This is a genomic window from Arthrobacter sp. CAN_A212 (genome assembly GCF_015752345.1).
In the GTDB taxonomy this organism is placed as follows: Bacteria; Actinomycetota; Actinomycetes; order Actinomycetales; family Micrococcaceae; genus Arthrobacter_D.
Genome location: NZ_JADOUT010000003.1, coordinates 162,448 through 180,103 on the forward strand (window position 1 = coordinate 162,448; position 17,656 = coordinate 180,103).

Here is a 17,656-nt window from a genome sequence, read left to right on the forward strand (position 1 = left end):
GTACATATGAAGTTCCCCGTACAGGGGTGAGGTGGTGGGGGCCAGATCGCTTTCCGCTTGACGGGTTTTTACTTGCCAATCAGCTCACTCAGCGGGGATATGCCTGGAGCTGAACGTGACACCTGCCCGACCGATCGCCGACCCGAAGATGCTGGGACTGAGAAAGTCCGCAACGCGGACCACACTCGCAGTTTGCATCGCTGTCGCGGCGGTGTGTGGCTCCGGCTACCAGAGCTCGTTCAGCGGCGCCCCCGGCCAGCTGGTGGCCTCGGCGGCGGACCGCGCGTCAGCGTCTTCGACTCTCCCCACCGGGTGGGTCGGCCGGGATCTCCTGGCACTCCCGGTCCCCGCAGCACAAAACTTCCTCACTCCGGTAGATCCCTTCAGGGGGTTCCCGTCAGCGACCGGAAAGGCAGCCGACGAGCCGGACGAGTTCACGGTCACCAGCGTCCAGTCCGATGACCCGGCCCGCCCCGCACCCGGTACCCTGATGGCTCCCCTCGCGCTCCTCAGCCCGAGCTCCCCGTTCGGCGAGCGCATCAACCCCATCACCGGCGAGGCGGGCGAATTCCACTATGGACTCGATTTCGCGGCCCCGTGCGGTACACCCGTCCACGCCGCCGACGCCGGCACCGTCCGCGCCGTCGGCTGGCACCCCTGGGGTGGCGGCAACCGGGTGGAGATCGACCACGGCAACGGTCTGATCACCACCTACAACCACCTGGAAGGCATCTCCGTGAAGGCTGGCGACACCGTTGCCGTCAGCCAGGTGGTTGCGGCCATCGGGTCGACCGGCTCGTCGACCGGCTGCCACCTGCACTTCGAGACCATCCGCGACGGCTCCCATGTGGACCCGGAAGGCTGGACGCTCACCCCGCTAGGCCAGGCAACAAGTTTCCAGACACCCGCGATGACGTCCTACGAGCCCGGCGAGTCGGGGGCCAGCGGACCCGTCCCGTGGGTGATCGCCATGCCACACGAGGTTTCCCACAACCATGCTGCCAACCAGGGATCCGGCAACTTTGGTGCAGGGCTGGTTATCGGCGCTGCACCCTCCCCGGGCACACCGTCGGCGAGTACCCCTGTACCCCGGACGGACACGCCCGCGCCCGCCGCCACCTCGAAGCCGACACGACCGTCGTCCGCTCCAAGCGCTGATCCATCAGCCAAACCCGGACCAGCGAAACCAGTAAAGGCTCAGCCTGCCCCTTCGGCCTCGCCACCAGAGCCCACTCTAAAGCCCTCACCCAGCACCCCGGATCCGGCCGAAGCTGGTAAACCCGACCCGACCACCAAGCCCACACCAATCCCCAAGCCGTCGCCGTCGCCATCACCCGCACCAACCTCCGAGCCTTCGCCCGCACCAACCCCCGAGCCTTCGCCCACACCGGACCCCGAGCCCACTCCGGACCCCGACCCCGAACCGACCTGTGACCCCGAGCCGGCACCGGACCCAGAAGGTGCAGGGGGCCTCGAAGCTGGTGGCGAGTCCAATCTGGAGCCCGCCCTTGTACCAATCCCATCCCCGCAGCCAACCCCGGCGCCAGAACCAGTCGTGGAAGCAAACCCCGAAGATGGTGCCCCCGAGGGGGAAGAGCCCATTGACCCCGCCTCGGGATGCGAGGCCGAGGATGAATCTGGCCAGTCACCGCACCCCGAGGAAACAGCGACGGACTCCGCCGCAGCTGGCGCAGCAGATGCAACCGAGGGTCCCAGCAACCCGGCCCCGGAGTCGGCTCCAGCAGCACCCTGACCCGCAAGGCTTGGAACCACGACAAGCGAGTAATTACCTACCTCGCCGGTGGTGTTGAGTCGAGTACCCTCTACTCGTGACGCAGCACCGGCGTCCCCGTACTCTCGGCTCATGACAAACACGGATCATAGGTGCCAATGTTGCGGCGAACTCGTTCAAGCAGTGTTCTGCGAGGACTGCTGCCTCGCAGAGGCCGCCTAAACAGTTCACCCCCTCTTTCCCGCTGCATTGACTCAACGATGAGCCGCAGCGGAAAGCCAGTTAGCTCTGCCGCGTGCAGACCGTCTGGAGCGAAAGCCCTCCCGCCAGGACGGCCAGCTACTTCAAGACCACTGTCCTGTTTCCGTGGAGGAAGACACGCCCCTCGCAGTGCCAGCGGACTGCGTTGGACAGGGCCTTCCGCTCCGTGTCCCGCCCCGCGGTCACCAGATCGTCAGCGCTGTAGGTGTGATCCACTTCGACCACCTGCTGGGAGATGATCGGGCCCTCGTCCAGCTCTGCGTTGACGTAGTGTGCGGTGGCACCAACAGTCTTCACACCCCGCGCATGAGCCTGGTGGTAGGGCTTCGCACCCTTGAAGCTGGGCAGGAAAGAGTGGTGGATGTTGATGGCGCGGCCATTGAGACGGCGGGTCAGCTCATCGCTCAGCACCTGCATGTAGCGCGCCAACACCACCAGTTCGACGTCGAGCTGGTCCACGAGCTCCATGAGGCGTTCTTCCGCGGCCGGTTTGGTGTCGGCGGTGACGGGTACGTGGAAGAACGGGATGTTGTGCCACTCGACCAGGTCCTGGTGGTCCGGATGGTTGGACATCACTGCAACGATGTCGATCGGGAGTTCACCCATCCGTGACCGGTAGAGCAGGTCGTTCAGGCAATGCCCAAACTTCGAGACCATGATCAGGACCCTGCGCCTGGTGCCCAGGGGCTCCAGTCGCCACGTCAGGTCGAGCTCCTCGGCGATCGGGCTGAACGCGGCCTGCATCGATTCGGTCAGTCCGTCGACGTCGGGCCCGGCCACGTGAACACGCATGAAGAAGTGTCCCGACTGCCGGTCCCCGAACTGCTTGAGTTCAACAATGTCCCGCTCCTGCTCCAGGAGGAAGCCGGAAACCGCGTGGACAATCCCCGGGCGTTCCGGACAGTGAAGTGCCAGGATGTGTTCAACCTCGTTGTTCGGTTCCATTGTTCGTTCAGCACTTTCGTTGCGTTGACATTGCGCTTGGGTTCATCGCGTTATCCAGGTTCGTCGCGCGCTCACGGCTGCGACGCTGTGGCGCACAGCCCTAGCTGAATATACAGCTGCGCTGATGAGGCCCTGCTCCTGCGGGTCAGCCGGAAGCTTCGTTCGGGCTGAGGGGTCGAGCCACACCTGGGCGTCAGGGTGCAGGGGCAAGACACGGAGGATCAGCTCGCGGGGGGCTTCCTCAGCTGGCCCCAGATCGACCGTCCACGAAGTGCCGTCCCAGAACCGGTCGGCAATCACCCGCCCGTCGGCTTCGAGCACCGCGACATCGCCCACCCAGTCGATCTCCAGTTCCAGTGCGGACTCCGCGATAGCCTCCGAAGGGAGCTGAAGCCGATAGGCGGTACCCTCGTTCACCAGCATCTCGTGACCCGGCGCGCTGGCCCTCCCCTGATGTGAGCCGTACCCGGGTGCTGGCGGTTTGGCTGTCTGGAGTTGTTCGGCCGTAACCGGCCGCCGTCCGGGGTGAGACCGGACCGTCGGTTCAGTCGGCGTCAGGGAGACGAATGCGAGCGAGTCGGTATCGAAGATCTGCGGCGGAGGTCCTGGCGTCCGCACCCAGGTGACGACGTCGTCGTCGGCGGCATCCAGTTCGTCTGCGGAGAGGTAGAGGGTGCCGTCCACCACCCACGCCAGATCCGCGGTTGCGGATGGAAGGACGACGACGGCGTCGTCACCTACCGCGTGGACGAACACCTGGTCATTCGGTGGGCGGAGCACCGTCCCATCCTCCAAAGCGACAGCCACCGAGGCCCCTGGTTCCGCCGTCAACACCGCCACGGTGCCCCCGACCGGCCGGTCAAGGAGCGTGTGGAGGCTGGCCGTCGCCCACTGGATGGTCAGTTTCCCCACTTCGAGCCTGAACGGCCACCGTGCAACAGTTCCAGGGAAGATGGTGATCGGCTGGTCGGGGAAGCTCAGCGATTCCTTGCCGAGCTGCAGGTCGAACGTGGCCCCGGGCAGTGGGCTGAGTGGGTCGTGCGGCTGGTGACAGTTGATGAAGACAAACCCGCTGGTGCCATCGCTGCGGACCGCCCACCGGAGCACCTCCTTGTCCTGCACTCCCCCCGGCATTCGGTCCGGCAGGGAGGAAGGCATCGTCGCCAACCGGCTTCCGACCGCTGCGAGGAACGCATGCTGCCGTCGCAGCATGGCGTGGGTTTCGTTGAGTCGGCCCGAGGCGCCGACCGGGGCGTGGAAGTCGTAGTCGAACTCCGGCATGTCATTGGGGTAGCCGGTGGATTGTGATTCCTGGAGTCCGGGACCCGGGTTGGTTCCCCCGACGTACATGTAGTATCCCTGCCAGGCCGACCCGTTGCCGATCTTTGCGTTGGCGACGGCAGCGATATCGGCGCCGGAGAGCAGTGGACGGCGGTGATAGGCCGTGGCCATTCCGCCGCCAAGCTCACAGGTCACCGGCGGGAACTGGGGCGAGACGGTCCCGCGGCTGTCTGGCCGCTGGCCACCGTTCATCAGGAGGATGTCCGCGCCGATTCCGGGATCGTCCCACACATGGGAGAAGAAGTAGTGTTCACGGAACGTCGGGTCCCAGTCGGCGTCGGCGTCAACCCAGAATCCGTCCGCGTACCCTCCGTACATGGGCAGCACCTCGTCCGGCGGCAGTTCCGCGCTGCCCCAGCCCGTCGCCATCCACAGCGGGGCGGACATCCCACAGTCGCGTGCCATCCGCTTCAGGGTGAGGATGTGCTGGGGCTGGTCATAGATCTCAATTTCCAGCTGGATCCCGATGATGCGCGAGGTGTCACCGAAACGCCCGGGAAGCTGCGCCGCGATCGCCGTGAACCACCCGCGGACCAGCTCCAGGTACGGTGGGTCATCCGTCCGATGCTGGACCGGCGCATGCTGGACCCAGTCGGGGAACCCACCGTTGCGGACCTCGCCGTGGCACCACGGTCCGATCCGGAGCACCACGTCCAGATCGTGGGCGGCGCACAGCTCGACAAACGCTGCGAGGTCGAGGTGGCCGGCGAAGTCCGGCGGCTGCTCCCTCTGCGGTTGGTGGTGGATCCAGAACACATAGGTGGCGACGGTGGTGATGCCACCGGCCCGCATTGCCTGCAGTCGGCGGGCCCAGTCCCGGTGTGGAACACGGCTGAAGTGAAACTCGCCCGACACCGGGATGTAGGGGGCGCCGTCGCGTTCCAGATAGCGGGTGGTCAGGCCAATCCGGGTGTGTTGATCGTGAAGGTTCGCCATCGTCGGCCTCGTCAGCGCGGCTGTCCAGGGCCGATGGGTCAGGGACAGTGGGGACGTCGTTGGCGGGTTCACCCTGACACCCTATCCCGGAGCGCGTCCGTGGGGACGGACCTCAGCCCGGGCGGTGAGGTCCGTCCCAACAGGGGCCAGTGCCCTTTTTATACCCCTAGATCAGCCAGAGGAACTGCTGCGCGATCGGGATTACTGGAAGTCGGCGAGCCAAAGGTCGGGGCCGAAGACCTCGTACTGGATGTCTTTCGCGGGGATACCGCGCAGGATGAGTGAACTGCGCACCGATTGCATGAAGGCCAGGGGTCCGCACAGGTAGTACTCGGCGTCGTCGGGCAGCGCCAGGGTGCTCAGATCCATAAAGCCTGCGAGTTCGCCCGGCGGGGTCTCGTCTTGTGACGGTTCAAGCAACCAGGTGGTGAGCGACGCGTCAGCAAGGCCCGCCAGGTCCGCGCTCACCTGGTCCTTCAGGGCAAAGGAAGCGTTTGAATTGTCTGCGTGCAGCAGAGTCACGCTGCGGGTGGACTCGGACTGGGCGAGGTGGGAGATCATCCCTGCCATCGGTGTGATGCCGATCCCCGCGCTGGCGAATACCACCGGCCTGCCGCCGGCAGCGAGCACCACGTCGCCGAAAGGGGCCGAGAGCACCACCTCATCCCCCACCTCGACGCTCGAGCACAACAGGTTGGACACCTCACCGTCGGGGGTGGGAAGGCCATGAACCCGTTTGACGGAGAACTGCCGGTGCAGACCGTCATCAGCCTGGGTGAGGCTGTACTGCCGCGGCTGGTGGATGCCGTCGGGCATCAGGGCCTTCAACGTTACGTATTGGCCGGGCAACGACGGTTTCACCTCACGGGCGTCGATGCGCTCCACGACAAAAGTGACGACGTCGTCGGTTTCCTGAATCTTCTCGGTGACCCGCCAGGTGCGCCAGACGGATTCCGGTGTCAGGTTTACGGCGGCGTACATGGTGCGTTCCTGGTTGATCAGCATGTTGGCCATCAGCCAGTACACCTCGTCCCAGGCAGCTGCCACCACCGCTGTCACAGCATCTCCAAGAACGTCGACGATTGCCCACATGAGATGTTCGTGCACCACCTGGTACTGATCTGCTTGAAGCCCCAGTGAGACATGCTTGTGGGAAATCCGCGACATCAGGTGATCCGGCATTTCGTCGGGCTGATTCACCAGCATGCCGGCGAAGGCAGCAACGGATCCAGCCAGCGCCTGCTGCTGTCGTCCATCCGCCTGGTTTCCGCGGTTGAAGAGCCCGTCCAGCAACTCCGGCCGGTCCTCGAACATGTGGACATAGAACCGCTTAGCGATTTCGCCGATATTCTCGCCAACAACCGGAAGCGTCGCTGCGATGACCGGCCGGGATGTATCAGAAAGCATTTGGGTCCTTAGTTTGGTGGTGACGAGAGTCTTGATGTGGTGGCGAGCGCCCGAGAGCGTCCGCGGTCCCCTGCTGGGAGCACTTTTTACTGGTGTTTGGCGACGGTCAGGAGCACTACCGAGTCTTCAATTGCCTCCAGGGCGTGCCGTGAATCGGGAACAACAAGGAGATCGCCGGGTAACCCGTTCCAGGTATCCTGCCCAGCGGTCAATTCCACGCGACCGTGGAGCACTTGCACGGTCGCTTCACCCGGATTCTCGTGTTCGCTCAGTCGGCTGCCGCCCCGGAGCGCGATCACGGTTTGGCGCATGACCTTCTCAGGCCCACCGACTATGGTGTGCGCGCTGCGGCCACTCGGTGCGTGCACAGCGATCTCCAGTTGATGGCTCTGCAGCGCGGTCAGGGACGTTTTACTCAATTGACTTGACCAGCGGAGGCTCCCACGCCGGGCAGGGTGCCGGAGCCAGCTGTTGCTGTCTCCAGGCCACCATGTGAGACGAGGACGGGGCAATGGGCCCGCTCGGCGACCGTTGAACTCACCGATCCCAGCAGCAGGCCTGCAAATCCACCGTGTCCCCGTGAGCCGACGACCACCATCGAGGCACGCTCGCTCTCGTCAATGAGCACTTTCGCAGCGTTTCCTTGACGAATACGGCGGTCAACCACGGCGGGAATTCCTTCGGGGAACGCATCAATCAGCGCCTGGTCGAGTGCCTTCCCCGCTACTTCCTCATAGTTCCAATCCAGGGGCGTGTACACGCTGAGGGCAACGGGGTGGTGCCAGGCTGCAACGGCATGAACCACGTCGCCCGCGAGCGGAACCAGACTCATCGCCAGCTGCAGGGCGGCAACGGACGACGGTGACCCATCCACGCCGACCACAATGGCACGTTGGTGGGCGTCGGATGGTGTTTCCAATGGGTGATCCTTTTTTCTTGGGGATGCTGCTCCTTCAATGGTGTTCCCCGCGGGCGTGGAGCGGTAGGGCCGAAGTGCCCCCTTGTGGTTTGGCGTGAAGCACGGCATGCAGGCAGCAAAGGCGGAGGAAATCCGGAGCCGGGGCAGCCAGGGGCTCCGCTAAAAGCTTGTTGGACGGTGGCAACGAATCACTCGAACCCGAGGGCTCAGGAGCATGACTCTTCGCCATGGTCATCTTGACCCGGGTATCAGTGACGTTGATGTTGGGCTGCTGTTCGTAGCGCACGTCTATCCCGGAGGCCGTTCCCTGGCGAACCTCGGCGGGGATGGACACGGCTACCACGATGTTGACCTGCTCTCCAGGATCAATGACGTACCCCTCAGCAGGTAGGGCCTGATCCAATCGGGCCCGAATCTCCGGGTCTTTGGTCAGTGTCGAGCTCGCGCCGATGGCGGTGCCCGGACCAGGTTCCATGGGAATGATGTAGGCGTCCTCGATCAGGATGTCCCTGGCATCCAGCAGGGTCACAGCCATGATGGTTACCGGCTGGTCGCCGTTGTTGTTGATTACTTCACCGACGACGGCCGTTCCCTCACTGGGTGGGACATCCAAAAAGCATATTTCATCAAGGCCTTCATCCGTGAGGATGCTGGAGTGCCCCGGGCTGAGGGAACAACCAGCCCCGGCGATCAGGAAGCCCAAGGCCAGAGAGGTGGCTGCGCTCTGTCGCATCGAATACATCAGATTCCCTCCAACATTTGTTGAGAGGCTTCAGTATTTCCGCCGACCCAGATTGATCGACGTCGATTTTGGCCCCCGGCCCAGACGCGCCGTTTCACGAAGCTAAGCAGTCCGGAACGGTTGGCACAAGAGGCGCAGCGGAGAAATTGGTGGAGCCTCCTGCCGGATTCGAACCGGCGACCCCCTGTTTACAAGACAGCGCGGGTCAGGCGACTAGGGCCGAAAACATGGTTCCTGTCGTGTGGATCATGCAGACATCGGCATCAATTGCATAGGTTGCAGAGAACTTGGTCACGATGTTGGTCACGGGATAGCTATGAGCCAAACCACGAGGTTCTCCGACACTTCCGGTTCTAACACCACCAATGAGCTTCATACAGATCATGCGAATCCAGCCGCGCCACGCAGCGAAGCGGAAGTGGTGCGCCTGGATTCATCCCTCAACACGCCATCGGTCGACGGGCTTGTTATATGTCCTATAACCAGCCGGAAGAGGGAAACCACAGCCTCTATCTCCCCTCCCGCGTTCGGGGGAGGATTTCCAGGCGCAGACGCCGTAACCGCCGCTGCGAATCTCCTTCCCATGCGTACGGCTTGGTCCGGGGGTGAAAATGATGCTAAGCGCTGGCGGATATCTGTCGCACCCGGAGTCATTCAGGTGTCACACACAGATCTTAATCGTCGAGAAAAGCTGGACCATTCTTCCAACCATCGGGGCATAGGCGTGGGTGATGAGACAAGAGCATCGCCCAATAAAAGGGAAATTATGGAGTGGAGCCGTCAGTCTCGATCTAGCATGATTAGGGTTCTTGCCCAGCTCGACTATGAGCCCCTCTTCAACGCCGGGGGGACTCCCGCAATGGTTACCCTCACCCTTCCGGGCGCATGGTTGGAAGTCGCACCAGATGGTAAGACCTTCAAGACTCTGCTCGACAAGTTTCGAAAGCGATGGGGCAGAGCTTGGGGGATGCCACCTAGATGGGTTTGGAAAATGGAGTTTCAAAGACGAGGCGCCCCACACTTTCACCTCTTCACGGCTGTTCCGAACTCGCTTTCGAAGAATGGCATCTCATTCAGCGAATGGGTTTCCCGGACCTGGGCTGATGTGGTCAATCACCCAGATAAGGAGCAGTATCGGCGTCACCTACTGGCCGGAACCGGAGTCGATTATGCCGAAGGGCTTAAGGCAATGGACCCACAACGCTTGGCAGTTTACTTCTCAAAGCATGGGTCTGCTGGAGCGGCAGGCTCGAAAGAGTATCAGAACAGACCGCCATCCGAATGGTCAGGTTCCAGCGTCGGGCGATTCTGGGGGTATGTGGGACTCGAGAAGCTAATTGCAATCGCCGATGTGACCGAAGAAAATGCTCTTCGAGTCTCGCGAACCCTACGCCGGTGGCATCGTTCCAAAGGACTGACGAAGAAGTGTTCAGTTTGGCGATCAGTAGGCGTCGACCGGGTGACTGGAGAGGTTAAGTATCGGAAGCGAACGGTGACTCGAAGGACAGAAAGATTCCCTACCGCCAGCGGATTCATCACTGCGAACGATGGCCCCTCGTTATTGACTGTCGTCAGTAAAATTCTGGAATAGTCCATCTCACAACAGACCGTCTATTGGCTTCAAGTCTCCTCTATGACGCCTCCAACAGATCCTATGTGAGCTGCATGAGGAACGACCTCAGAAGAGCCTCTGAGCAGGATAGGTTCAGGGCACCGGTCCGGTCGAGCGACGGTAGAGTCAATGCAAGTACTAGCCTTCAATAAGAAGTTGGGGAACCCTTGAGTAAGTCACTACTGGAACAACTGCCTGGAATCGTTGCCGATGGGAAGCGAAGGGCCGCGCAGATCTTGGAGGGCCTTGAGGGTCGCAATCGGGTGACTCTACAGACACGCGAACTTGTGATCCCCAGCAAGGACACGGCCATAGCGGACGCACTTAGGATGCTGCCACAGGAGCATATTGATGAGGAGCTTCCTAATCGATTGATCTACGGAGATAACCTACTTGCAATGGCTGCACTGTTGGCCGGTGACTCGGAGCGACCGTCGATGCGAGGCAAGATCGATCTGATCTACATTGATCCGCCTTTTGACTCGAAGGCCGACTACAGATCAAAAATCAAGCTTCCAGGGACAACGATCGATCAGCGGCCCACAGTTCTGGAACAGTTCTCGTACTCGGACACCTGGTCTGACGGCACGGCATCTTATTTAGCCATGCTAACGCCACGCCTGATCCTAATGCGTGAGATGCTGTCGCAAAAGGGATCGATATTCGTCCATCTCGACTGGCATGTAGGCCACTACGTGAAAATAATCCTGGACGAAATCTTTGGTAAAGAGAACTTACGAAATGAGATTGTGTGGGCCTACCACGGTCCCGGCTCACCAGGGATGAAGCAATATAATCGCAAGCACGACACCATATATTGGTATTCGAAGGACCGTTCCGATTGGATCTTCAATGATGATCAAATACGGGAAAAGCACAGCACTAAGACGCAAGGTAACTTTAAAGTCGGGCTGGCTGGCTCTGGTTTCATTGCCGATACCTATGCATTGGATCAGCAAGGAAAAATTCCGGAATCTTGGTGGGTTATGGCCATTGCGGGTCGATACCCCGTCGATGGTGTAAAACGTGTTGGCTATGCGACCGAAAAACCCTGGCCACTAATCGAACGAATCCTGAAGGGAGCATCGAATAAAGATAGTGTAGTGGCTGATTTCTTCGCCGGTTCCGGGATAGTTGCAAGCGTTGCCGAATCACTAGGTAGACGATGGATCGCCACCGATATTGGGAAGACATCCACAATGTTGACTCGAAAGCGACTGATCGACCAGAGCGCCAAGCCCTTCTTGTTTGAGGCGATCGGTGATTACCAGGTAGAACAAGCCAAGTCCGTTCTCGGTCGAAAATTCAAAGTTGGAGAGCTTGCCCAGGTCGTACTTCGGCTATTCGGCGCTGTACCGCTGCCACTTGAAGTCAACCAAGGAGGGGCTCTTGGACGTGTCCCCGACGAGAAGGCTTTGGTCATTGCTACAAGTCCAAACGCATTGGTTACGGGAGCGACCTTGCGGCGTGCTCAACAGGCGCGAGTTTCGGTGATGGGTGGCTTTGACAAGGTAGTCGTCCTCGGTTGGAACTTCGCTGATTCGATAGGACAGGACATAGAAGCGCTAAAAGATGATCGGTTGGAGGTTCTCGTGATTCCCCCCGACCTACTCGACCGCCTGAAGAAGAAGGGCTCCGTGGCGAAGCTCGCCGATGAAGTGAAATTCTCCACGCTGCAGTATGTTCAAGCGTCCGTCCACAGCCGGAAGCGACAGGGTGAAACGGAGATGCTTGCAGTCAATCTGGAGAACTATGTCCTCCTCTCCCCTGACGCGCTAAATCTTGATGATGCGAACAGGGCGAAGCTCCTAGAAGTCATGAATAATGAGCCCCTTGCACTGATTGAATATTGGGCTGTGGATCCTGAGTATGACGGTCAAGTGTTTCGATCAGTGTGGCAAGACTACCGAGGTAACACTGAAAATGATGGTGACAGCCTGCGCGTCACCGCTAGGGCCTATGTCGAGATTCCTTTCAAACCAACCTCCCGTCGGGTATGCGTCCGTGCTGTTGACGTCTTCGGCTACGAATCTGAGGTCATAATCGAGAACGTTGAGGTCGAGGCATGAGTAAAGAAGCCGATAATTTTCCCCTGGCTACTGCTCTCGAAAGGATCATTAGCGAACAAATTCCGGATATCGTAAAGGGTCAGCCTACGGCCCTAATGAGCGAAGTCACACCAGTGACCGCTGAATTGCTCAAGTACTGGTTCCAGGATGACTATGTACAGCTGCGATCAATGAACTTTCATGAGGGGCAGCGAGCGGCTATCCTGCACATCATTTACGCTCACGAAGTAGCGAACGCACCAAATCTTGAACATCTCTATCGTACGTTCGCGTCCGAGGCGCTACTTGGTGGAGGAACGCTCGGCGAGGTCACCCGCCCCCAAAACGATCACCCTAAATATGCCGCAAAGATGGCGACCGGAACTGGGAAAACCTGGGTGCTAAATGCTTTACTAATATGGCAATACCTGAATAGACGGGAATACCCGGAAGATCAGCGATTCACTTCCAATTTCCTTCTTGTGGCTCCTGGGCTCATTGTTTATGACCGCCTACTTGACTCGTTCCTTGGTAAGGAGCGTGAAGGAAAACGTGATTTCGAATCTTCGGATATTTACTTAAACCAAGAGATTTTTATACCCGACAACTATCGTGATCAAATATTCAGTTTCGTCCAGTCGTCCGTGATCGTCAAAACAGACATCGGTAAGAAAGTGACTGGGAGCGGCTTGATCGCCATCACAAACTGGCATCTGCTTGCCGGTGTGGAGGATCCGGACTTCGTCCCCGAAACTGATGCGCCCGGAGCAGACATTGATGCGAAAGCCGCGATCGAGAGCTTTTTTCCGGTCACCCCTGGGGTAAACGCAGGAAACAGCCTGGATGCTTTAGATCGAAAGCATCTGCGAGGCGGGCCCCTCGATTGGTTGAAGGCCCTTCCGTCGCTACTCGTTTTCAATGACGAAGCGCACCATATCCACTCAATCAAGAACGGTCAACAGGTTGACGAGGTTGAGTGGCAGAAAAGTTTGACCGAAATTGCTTCCACAAAAGGGCACCAGTTTGTTCAGATCGATTTTTCGGCGACTCCATACAAGGAAGTTGGAACGGGAGCAAAGAAGGGGCCAAAGTTCTTCCCGCACATAGTCGTGGACTTCGATTTGAAGAAAGCCATGCGCGCGGGACTAGTCAAGTCATTGGCCCTGGACAGGCGCAAGGAAATCGCAGACTTGCCGCTTGACTTCAACGCCGAACGCGACGCGGGGGGAAAGGTCACCGGGCTATCTTCCGGGCAACGTACGATGCTTCGCGCCGGACTAACGAAGCTTTCGATGCTCGAGAAAAGTTTCGCTCACGTCGACTCGTCCAAACACCCAAAGCTCATGATCGTTTGCGAGGACACTTCGGTAACTGGCCACGTCGAGGCGTTTCTCCATTCAGAGGGCTTGGCCAAGGAAGATGTTCTCACGGTTGATTCGGTACGCAAAGGTGAAATGTCGAAGGCAGAGTGGGACGTCACGCGCGAGCGTCTGTTCGATGTGGATCGGCACGAAACGCCAAAAGTTATTGTCAGCGTGTTGATGCTCCGTGAGGGGTTCGATGTGAACAATATAGCCGTCATTGTACCTCTGCGCTCAAGCCAAGCACCGATCCTTTTAGAACAGTTGATTGGTCGGGGCCTCCGGCTCATGTGGCGCGGCGATGAACAAATAGACGAGATGAAACGAGAAACACGAAGGCGTATTGCCAGCAAGCTCGAACCGGAAAACTACTTTGACGTTCTGTTCATTGTCGAGCATCCGGCATTCTCCAAGTTCTATGGCGAGCTGATGGCAGCAGGGTTGGCTGGCGAAGTTGGGGATGAGACCGATGACACTCCGCCCCCTACCGGGGACCTCGAACTGGTGGAGCTTCGAAGCGGATTCGAGAAGTTCGACTTCCATGTCCCAATGATGGTCAGAGATAGAGAAGAGGAACTGAAGACCCCAATACTTGATCCTTTCCAACTGCCTCGTTGCCGATTCCCCTTCGCGGATGCAAAGAGGTTTGTTGGGAAAGGCGATCGGTTCATCTCGGTTGATGCACAGACCAAAACTCAGTTCGGCGACTACCGGGTAAACGGTGGCGTCATGACAGCAACGGGATACAACGATTACCTAGCGAGGCTTACTGTTCGCATAACAGAGGCTTTGGGTGGGTCACGTGCTGAGATAACTTCAAGTGCGAAAAAGTACAACTCCCTCGCCGCGTTTCCTATGCTTCAAAGCTTCAGGCCTCAACTTCTTGGGTGGATAGATTCCTACATCCGCAACCGGTTCTTTGGAGAGGTAATCGATCCCTTAGCGGATGAAAACTGGCGAGTGTTGGTAACCGACATGATCACGAACGAGCTTGCAGGGAACATATCCTCAGCCCTAGTTCGTTCTTTGACTCAAGAAGTCGTCTCTATCGCTGAAGTCAGCTTCCGCAGCCTGTCCGAGATTCCGGTGCTGAGCGTAAGAGCTTCGTCTAGCGTTGAAGTAGCAAAGTGCATCTACCCGAAGCTTCCAATCCCCGCACACAGCGGTGGACTGGAACGGAAGTTCCTCGAATGGTCGAACAACGACACCAAAGTTGAAGCGCTTTGCAAGATTAGCGAGTACAAACATACGTTCGTCCAGCGCCCCTATCTGAAAGCGGACGGAATGCCGGCACGATACTCACCTGACTTTTTATTCCGCACAGAGGAAACGATCTACGTCGTAGAGACCAAAGCGGATTCAGCTCTCTCTGACATCAACGTTCAGCGAAAACAATCCGCTGCAATCGCTTGGTGTGAACAGATAAACGAGCTTGAACCTGCACAACGAAGCCACCGACGGTGGGCTTACGTCCTCCTTGGTGAACAGGCGGTCGAAAACTCGATCAAGGGGAATGAGCGTGCTTCCGACCTTCTTGACCGAACTAGGTTGCGCTCGAAAGCAGAGGAAGATCTTGAACAGCAGATTTGGTAGAGCTGGGTTCTATAAGTCTTCTGACCCGGTTGTCGCACTAACCACCTGCTGCGTTCCTTTGCGCAGAGCAAACCAAGTGGAGGTCATAGACGGTCAGTTCTCGTTCGGTTCCTGACCTGGATGGATTTAGAAGAGTGCTGCAACCGGTCGAAAACGTCTCCCGTGATTTTCCTTCAGCCTATGTCGCGCTCTTTAGGGCGGTACGTCCGACCTGCAACCAGGCGGTCCACCATAAGCTACCCAAAGATCCTGCGGGTCGTCACATCCTGCCATCGTCAGCTCTAACACAGACCGACTTACTCGCCTGCTCTCCGGGGGCAGTGCCTCCACTTTCGTAAAGCGCCCATAAAACTGCGTTACGCAGCTGAGGTGTTTTCACTTCGGCTGGATCTGCAGGCTTGCCGCCGGTACCCTAACTTGCAGTCGGATCAATGGGAGACATAGTTATGTTCCATCCATCGATTTGGAAGGTCTGAGGCTTACCAGACTCCTGAATTTGTTGTCTCGATTTGGCTATCTGGTCCAAAGCAGGGAAGACACGTTTTATGTTCCCGGTACCCCCGCGATAATCAAGGGGCTCGGCAATAGCTGACTGGGGGAAGGCCTCGGCAGCTACCTCGCCGGCTTTCCAATGCCGCAATGCTCCTGCCGCTTTCAGAAGCAGGCCGACTAGGTAGAGCTCAGCTACGGCATAGGGGATGTCGTACTCCTCGCTCAGTTCTCTCGACTTCTTCCCGATCTGTACCAGAACCTCATTCATCACGTCCAGCGTTAGCCAGTCACGTAGGCCAGCCACTACCTCGTCATTTGAAGTGAGCCGCCGTAGGGGCAATGGGTCATATCTCGAAGCCATACGTGCGACTATACCGCCTCCATAAATAAACGGCGTCGCCGTATTGCACTCCATAAAAACATGGCGTAAGTTTATGGAAGAGCAACCCCGCTCTTTCAACGAAAGACACATCCATGAAGTTCATTCCGGTTGATCAGGCAGGCCTCGGAAGCATGGTGGCGATTGATGTCACCCCGAAGGTCTACGACGGAGCCCAAACCACAAACAGCGACGGCACGCCCTTCTGGGTCGTCCAAGTACTGCACGCACCGCTGCCGACGGCCTCTGGGGTGAAACCCAAGGCGCAGTTGGAGGAGATCCGCATTCCGCTGAAGCAGTCCCCCACGTTCGCCCCGATGACCCCAGTCCACTTCACCAACCTCGTGGCATCTCACTGGGAGGTCTCTGGTCGTTCGGGAATCTCGTTGTCAGCAACGGCCGTCAACGCAGTCCCATCGAAGGCTGATCACGCATGAACCCGCGCGTGAAGTCTTCGACGGTGATCTTCGGTGTGATGACCGTGCTTGCCTGGTTGGTCGCCCCAGCCTCCTGGGACCCACGTGAGATTGTTGTCGCCGGATTGGCGATCGCATTCGTGCTCACCTTCGTTCCGCGTTCTGCAATCTTCCGCGGGTCATCCTCGGCCAAGTCGTCATTCAAGGAATACCCCAAACCCCAGCGACGGTGGCTGCGTGGAGTCATCAGGCAGTGGGAGACGACGATGGACGACAGCGGACTAAGTCGTCCGCGGGGAATCCCTCCAAAGCAACGGAAGGTGACCCCTACCCTTATGTGTCATACGCCAGTACCGCTGGGAATCGAGCTGGAGATCGCTGTCATCCCTGGTCTTCAGAACGTACGGACCTTGGTGAACGCTAAGGGCAATCTGGAAAGTGCTTGGGGTCGCAACCTTCGAATCGAGCAAGTCTCACCAGGTTCCGCCAAAGTGACGGTTGAGTTCAAAAGCCCACTGAACGAGACTCGCTACTCCGCTGATCAATCGATCCATCACCGCACCGATGACTGACCTGTCAGTTGTTGTTGGCCGCACCGAAACCGGTCGAAACTTGTCGATCGATTTCGGTGCGGCATGGCATACCGCGATTCAAGGTCAGACGAGATCGGGAAAATCGGTCCTCACCTACGTATGCCTTTCTCAGTTGTCCAGATCTGCGAGGGTGGTTATCGCGGGGTGCGATCCGACCGGAATCCTCCTGAACCCCTTTAGCGGGGCAAGTCATAAAACTTGGCGGTCTCTTGGCAACTCAGACATGGCGGCACACCGAACAGCACTTCACCGGATCGTTGATGAAATGGACCTGCGGATAGCTCGGCTCAGAGAGCAGAATCTGGACAAAATGATCGCTTTCACGCCGTCGCTGCCTCTCGTGGTCGTGGTCATGGAGGAGTATCCAGGCCTACTTGCATCCGCACGTGCATGGGACCTTTTACACGGGCTGAAGCCGGGAGAGCGGGTTGAGCCAGCCATCTCGCACGCTGTCGGTCGCCTCGTTCGAGAATCAGCGAAGGCTGGAATGCGTGTCCTGCTCCTCGCTCAGAGAATGAGCGCTCAATCTGTGGACACCGAATCTCGGTCTCAATTCGGATGCCGTATATCGCTGCGGCTGGACAACTCGGACGCTGTGAAAATGCTTCACGACAACCTACCAGCGAACCTTTTGGATCAATTTTCGACGTTTGATCCGGGTGTGGGAGTGATCGACGCCCCAGGAATCCCTCGTGAACGGTTCAGAACGGACATGCTCGAGTACGCCGATTACGTCGTTCGAGTACACCGACATTATCCGCCCACCTCTTCACCCCTTGAAAGGGGCTCTTCACAATGGAGGGTGTAGTCGGGGTTGGCGCGTCGGTCCAGTGATTGGGGTCGGGATCTTCAGATGATGGAAGTTCTCACACAACCCAT

14 protein-coding genes are annotated in these 17,656 nt (G+C 58.7%); 7 read left to right on the forward strand and 7 right to left on the reverse strand.

Going from position 1 to position 17,656, the window contains the following annotated elements; all coding sequences use genetic code 11:
- Positions 1 to 115: 115 nt before the first annotated feature.
- A complete protein-coding gene (locus IWX64_RS05050; RefSeq protein ID WP_312884065.1) occupies positions 116 to 1,753 on the forward strand; it encodes a M23 family metallopeptidase in 1,638 nt (545 codons plus the stop codon).
- 318 nt (positions 1,754 to 2,071) lie between these two features.
- Here the strand turns inward: IWX64_RS05050 and purU are convergent, their stop codons facing one another.
- From purU to IWX64_RS05080, 6 genes are all read right to left on the reverse strand, one after another.
- Entirely contained in the window at positions 2,072 to 2,938 is an 867-nt protein-coding gene (gene purU / locus IWX64_RS05055; protein ID WP_196866061.1) for a formyltetrahydrofolate deformylase, read from the reverse strand.
- A gap of 42 nt (positions 2,939 to 2,980) precedes the next feature.
- Positions 2,981 to 5,287, reverse strand: coding sequence for a beta-galactosidase (locus tag IWX64_RS05060; protein WP_196866062.1), 2,307 nt, complete (start codon positions 5,285 to 5,287; stop codon positions 2,981 to 2,983).
- A gap of 129 nt (positions 5,288 to 5,416) precedes the next feature.
- Positions 5,417 to 6,622 carry an FAD-binding oxidoreductase gene (locus IWX64_RS05065; protein WP_196866063.1) on the reverse strand — a complete coding sequence of 402 codons (1,206 nt, stop codon included), beginning with the start codon at positions 6,620 to 6,622 and terminating at the stop codon, positions 5,417 to 5,419.
- A gap of 86 nt (positions 6,623 to 6,708) precedes the next feature.
- Positions 6,709 to 7,041 (reverse strand): cupin domain-containing protein, encoded by a 333-nt coding sequence (locus IWX64_RS05070; protein ID WP_196866064.1) that lies wholly within the window; start codon positions 7,039 to 7,041, stop codon positions 6,709 to 6,711.
- Complete coding sequence (locus tag IWX64_RS05075) at positions 7,038 to 7,541, reverse strand: universal stress protein (RefSeq protein ID WP_334683164.1); 504 nt, start codon at positions 7,539 to 7,541, stop codon at positions 7,038 to 7,040. The genes IWX64_RS05070 and IWX64_RS05075 overlap by 4 nt, the downstream gene beginning before the upstream one ends.
- A 34-nt stretch (positions 7,542 to 7,575) precedes the next feature.
- Positions 7,576 to 8,274, reverse strand: a complete 699-nt coding sequence (locus IWX64_RS05080) for a hypothetical protein (protein WP_196866087.1) — start codon at positions 8,272 to 8,274, stop codon at positions 7,576 to 7,578.
- 868 nt (positions 8,275 to 9,142) lie between these two features.
- Between IWX64_RS05080 and IWX64_RS17250 the strand changes: the two genes are divergently transcribed.
- The 3 genes from IWX64_RS17250 to IWX64_RS05090 all read left to right on the forward strand — a co-directional run bounded on the left by IWX64_RS17250 (position 9,143) and on the right by IWX64_RS05090 (position 14,897).
- Complete coding sequence (locus IWX64_RS17250) at positions 9,143 to 9,874, forward strand: rolling circle replication-associated protein (RefSeq protein WP_442859029.1); 732 nt, start codon at positions 9,143 to 9,145, stop codon at positions 9,872 to 9,874.
- Between the two features lie 350 nt (positions 9,875 to 10,224).
- Positions 10,225 to 11,964 carry a DNA methyltransferase gene (locus IWX64_RS05085; RefSeq protein ID WP_196866066.1) on the forward strand — a complete coding sequence of 580 codons (1,740 nt, stop codon included), beginning with the start codon at positions 10,225 to 10,227 and terminating at the stop codon, positions 11,962 to 11,964.
- The gene (locus IWX64_RS05090; RefSeq protein WP_196866067.1) at positions 11,961 to 14,897 is read left to right on the forward strand and encodes a DEAD/DEAH box helicase family protein; all 2,937 of its coding nucleotides are present in this window, start codon (positions 11,961 to 11,963) and stop codon (positions 14,895 to 14,897) included. Before IWX64_RS05085 ends, IWX64_RS05090 begins: the two co-directional genes overlap by 4 nt.
- 412 nt (positions 14,898 to 15,309) lie before the next feature.
- Here IWX64_RS05090 and IWX64_RS05095 read toward each other — a convergent pair whose 3' ends face one another.
- Positions 15,310 to 15,657, reverse strand: a complete 348-nt coding sequence (locus IWX64_RS05095; RefSeq protein ID WP_196866068.1) for a hypothetical protein — start codon at positions 15,655 to 15,657, stop codon at positions 15,310 to 15,312.
- A 206-nt stretch (positions 15,658 to 15,863) separates the two neighbouring features.
- On the opposite strand from IWX64_RS05095, the gene IWX64_RS05100 reads away from it, so the two are divergent.
- The 3 genes from IWX64_RS05100 to IWX64_RS17255 are packed head-to-tail and all read left to right on the forward strand — an operon-like array spanning position 15,864 to position 17,585.
- Positions 15,864 to 16,205: a hypothetical protein gene (locus IWX64_RS05100; protein WP_196866069.1), complete on the forward strand. Its 342-nt coding sequence runs from the start codon at positions 15,864 to 15,866 to the stop codon at positions 16,203 to 16,205.
- A complete protein-coding gene (locus tag IWX64_RS05105) occupies positions 16,202 to 16,756 on the forward strand; it encodes a hypothetical protein (protein ID WP_196866070.1) in 555 nt (184 codons plus the stop codon). Before IWX64_RS05100 ends, IWX64_RS05105 begins: the two co-directional genes overlap by 4 nt.
- On the forward strand, positions 16,749 to 17,585 hold the full coding sequence (locus IWX64_RS17255) for an FtsK/SpoIIIE domain-containing protein (RefSeq protein WP_442859030.1): 837 nt from the start codon (positions 16,749 to 16,751) through the stop codon (positions 17,583 to 17,585). The genes IWX64_RS05105 and IWX64_RS17255 overlap by 8 nt, the downstream gene beginning before the upstream one ends.
- Positions 17,586 to 17,656: the final 71 nt, after the last annotated feature.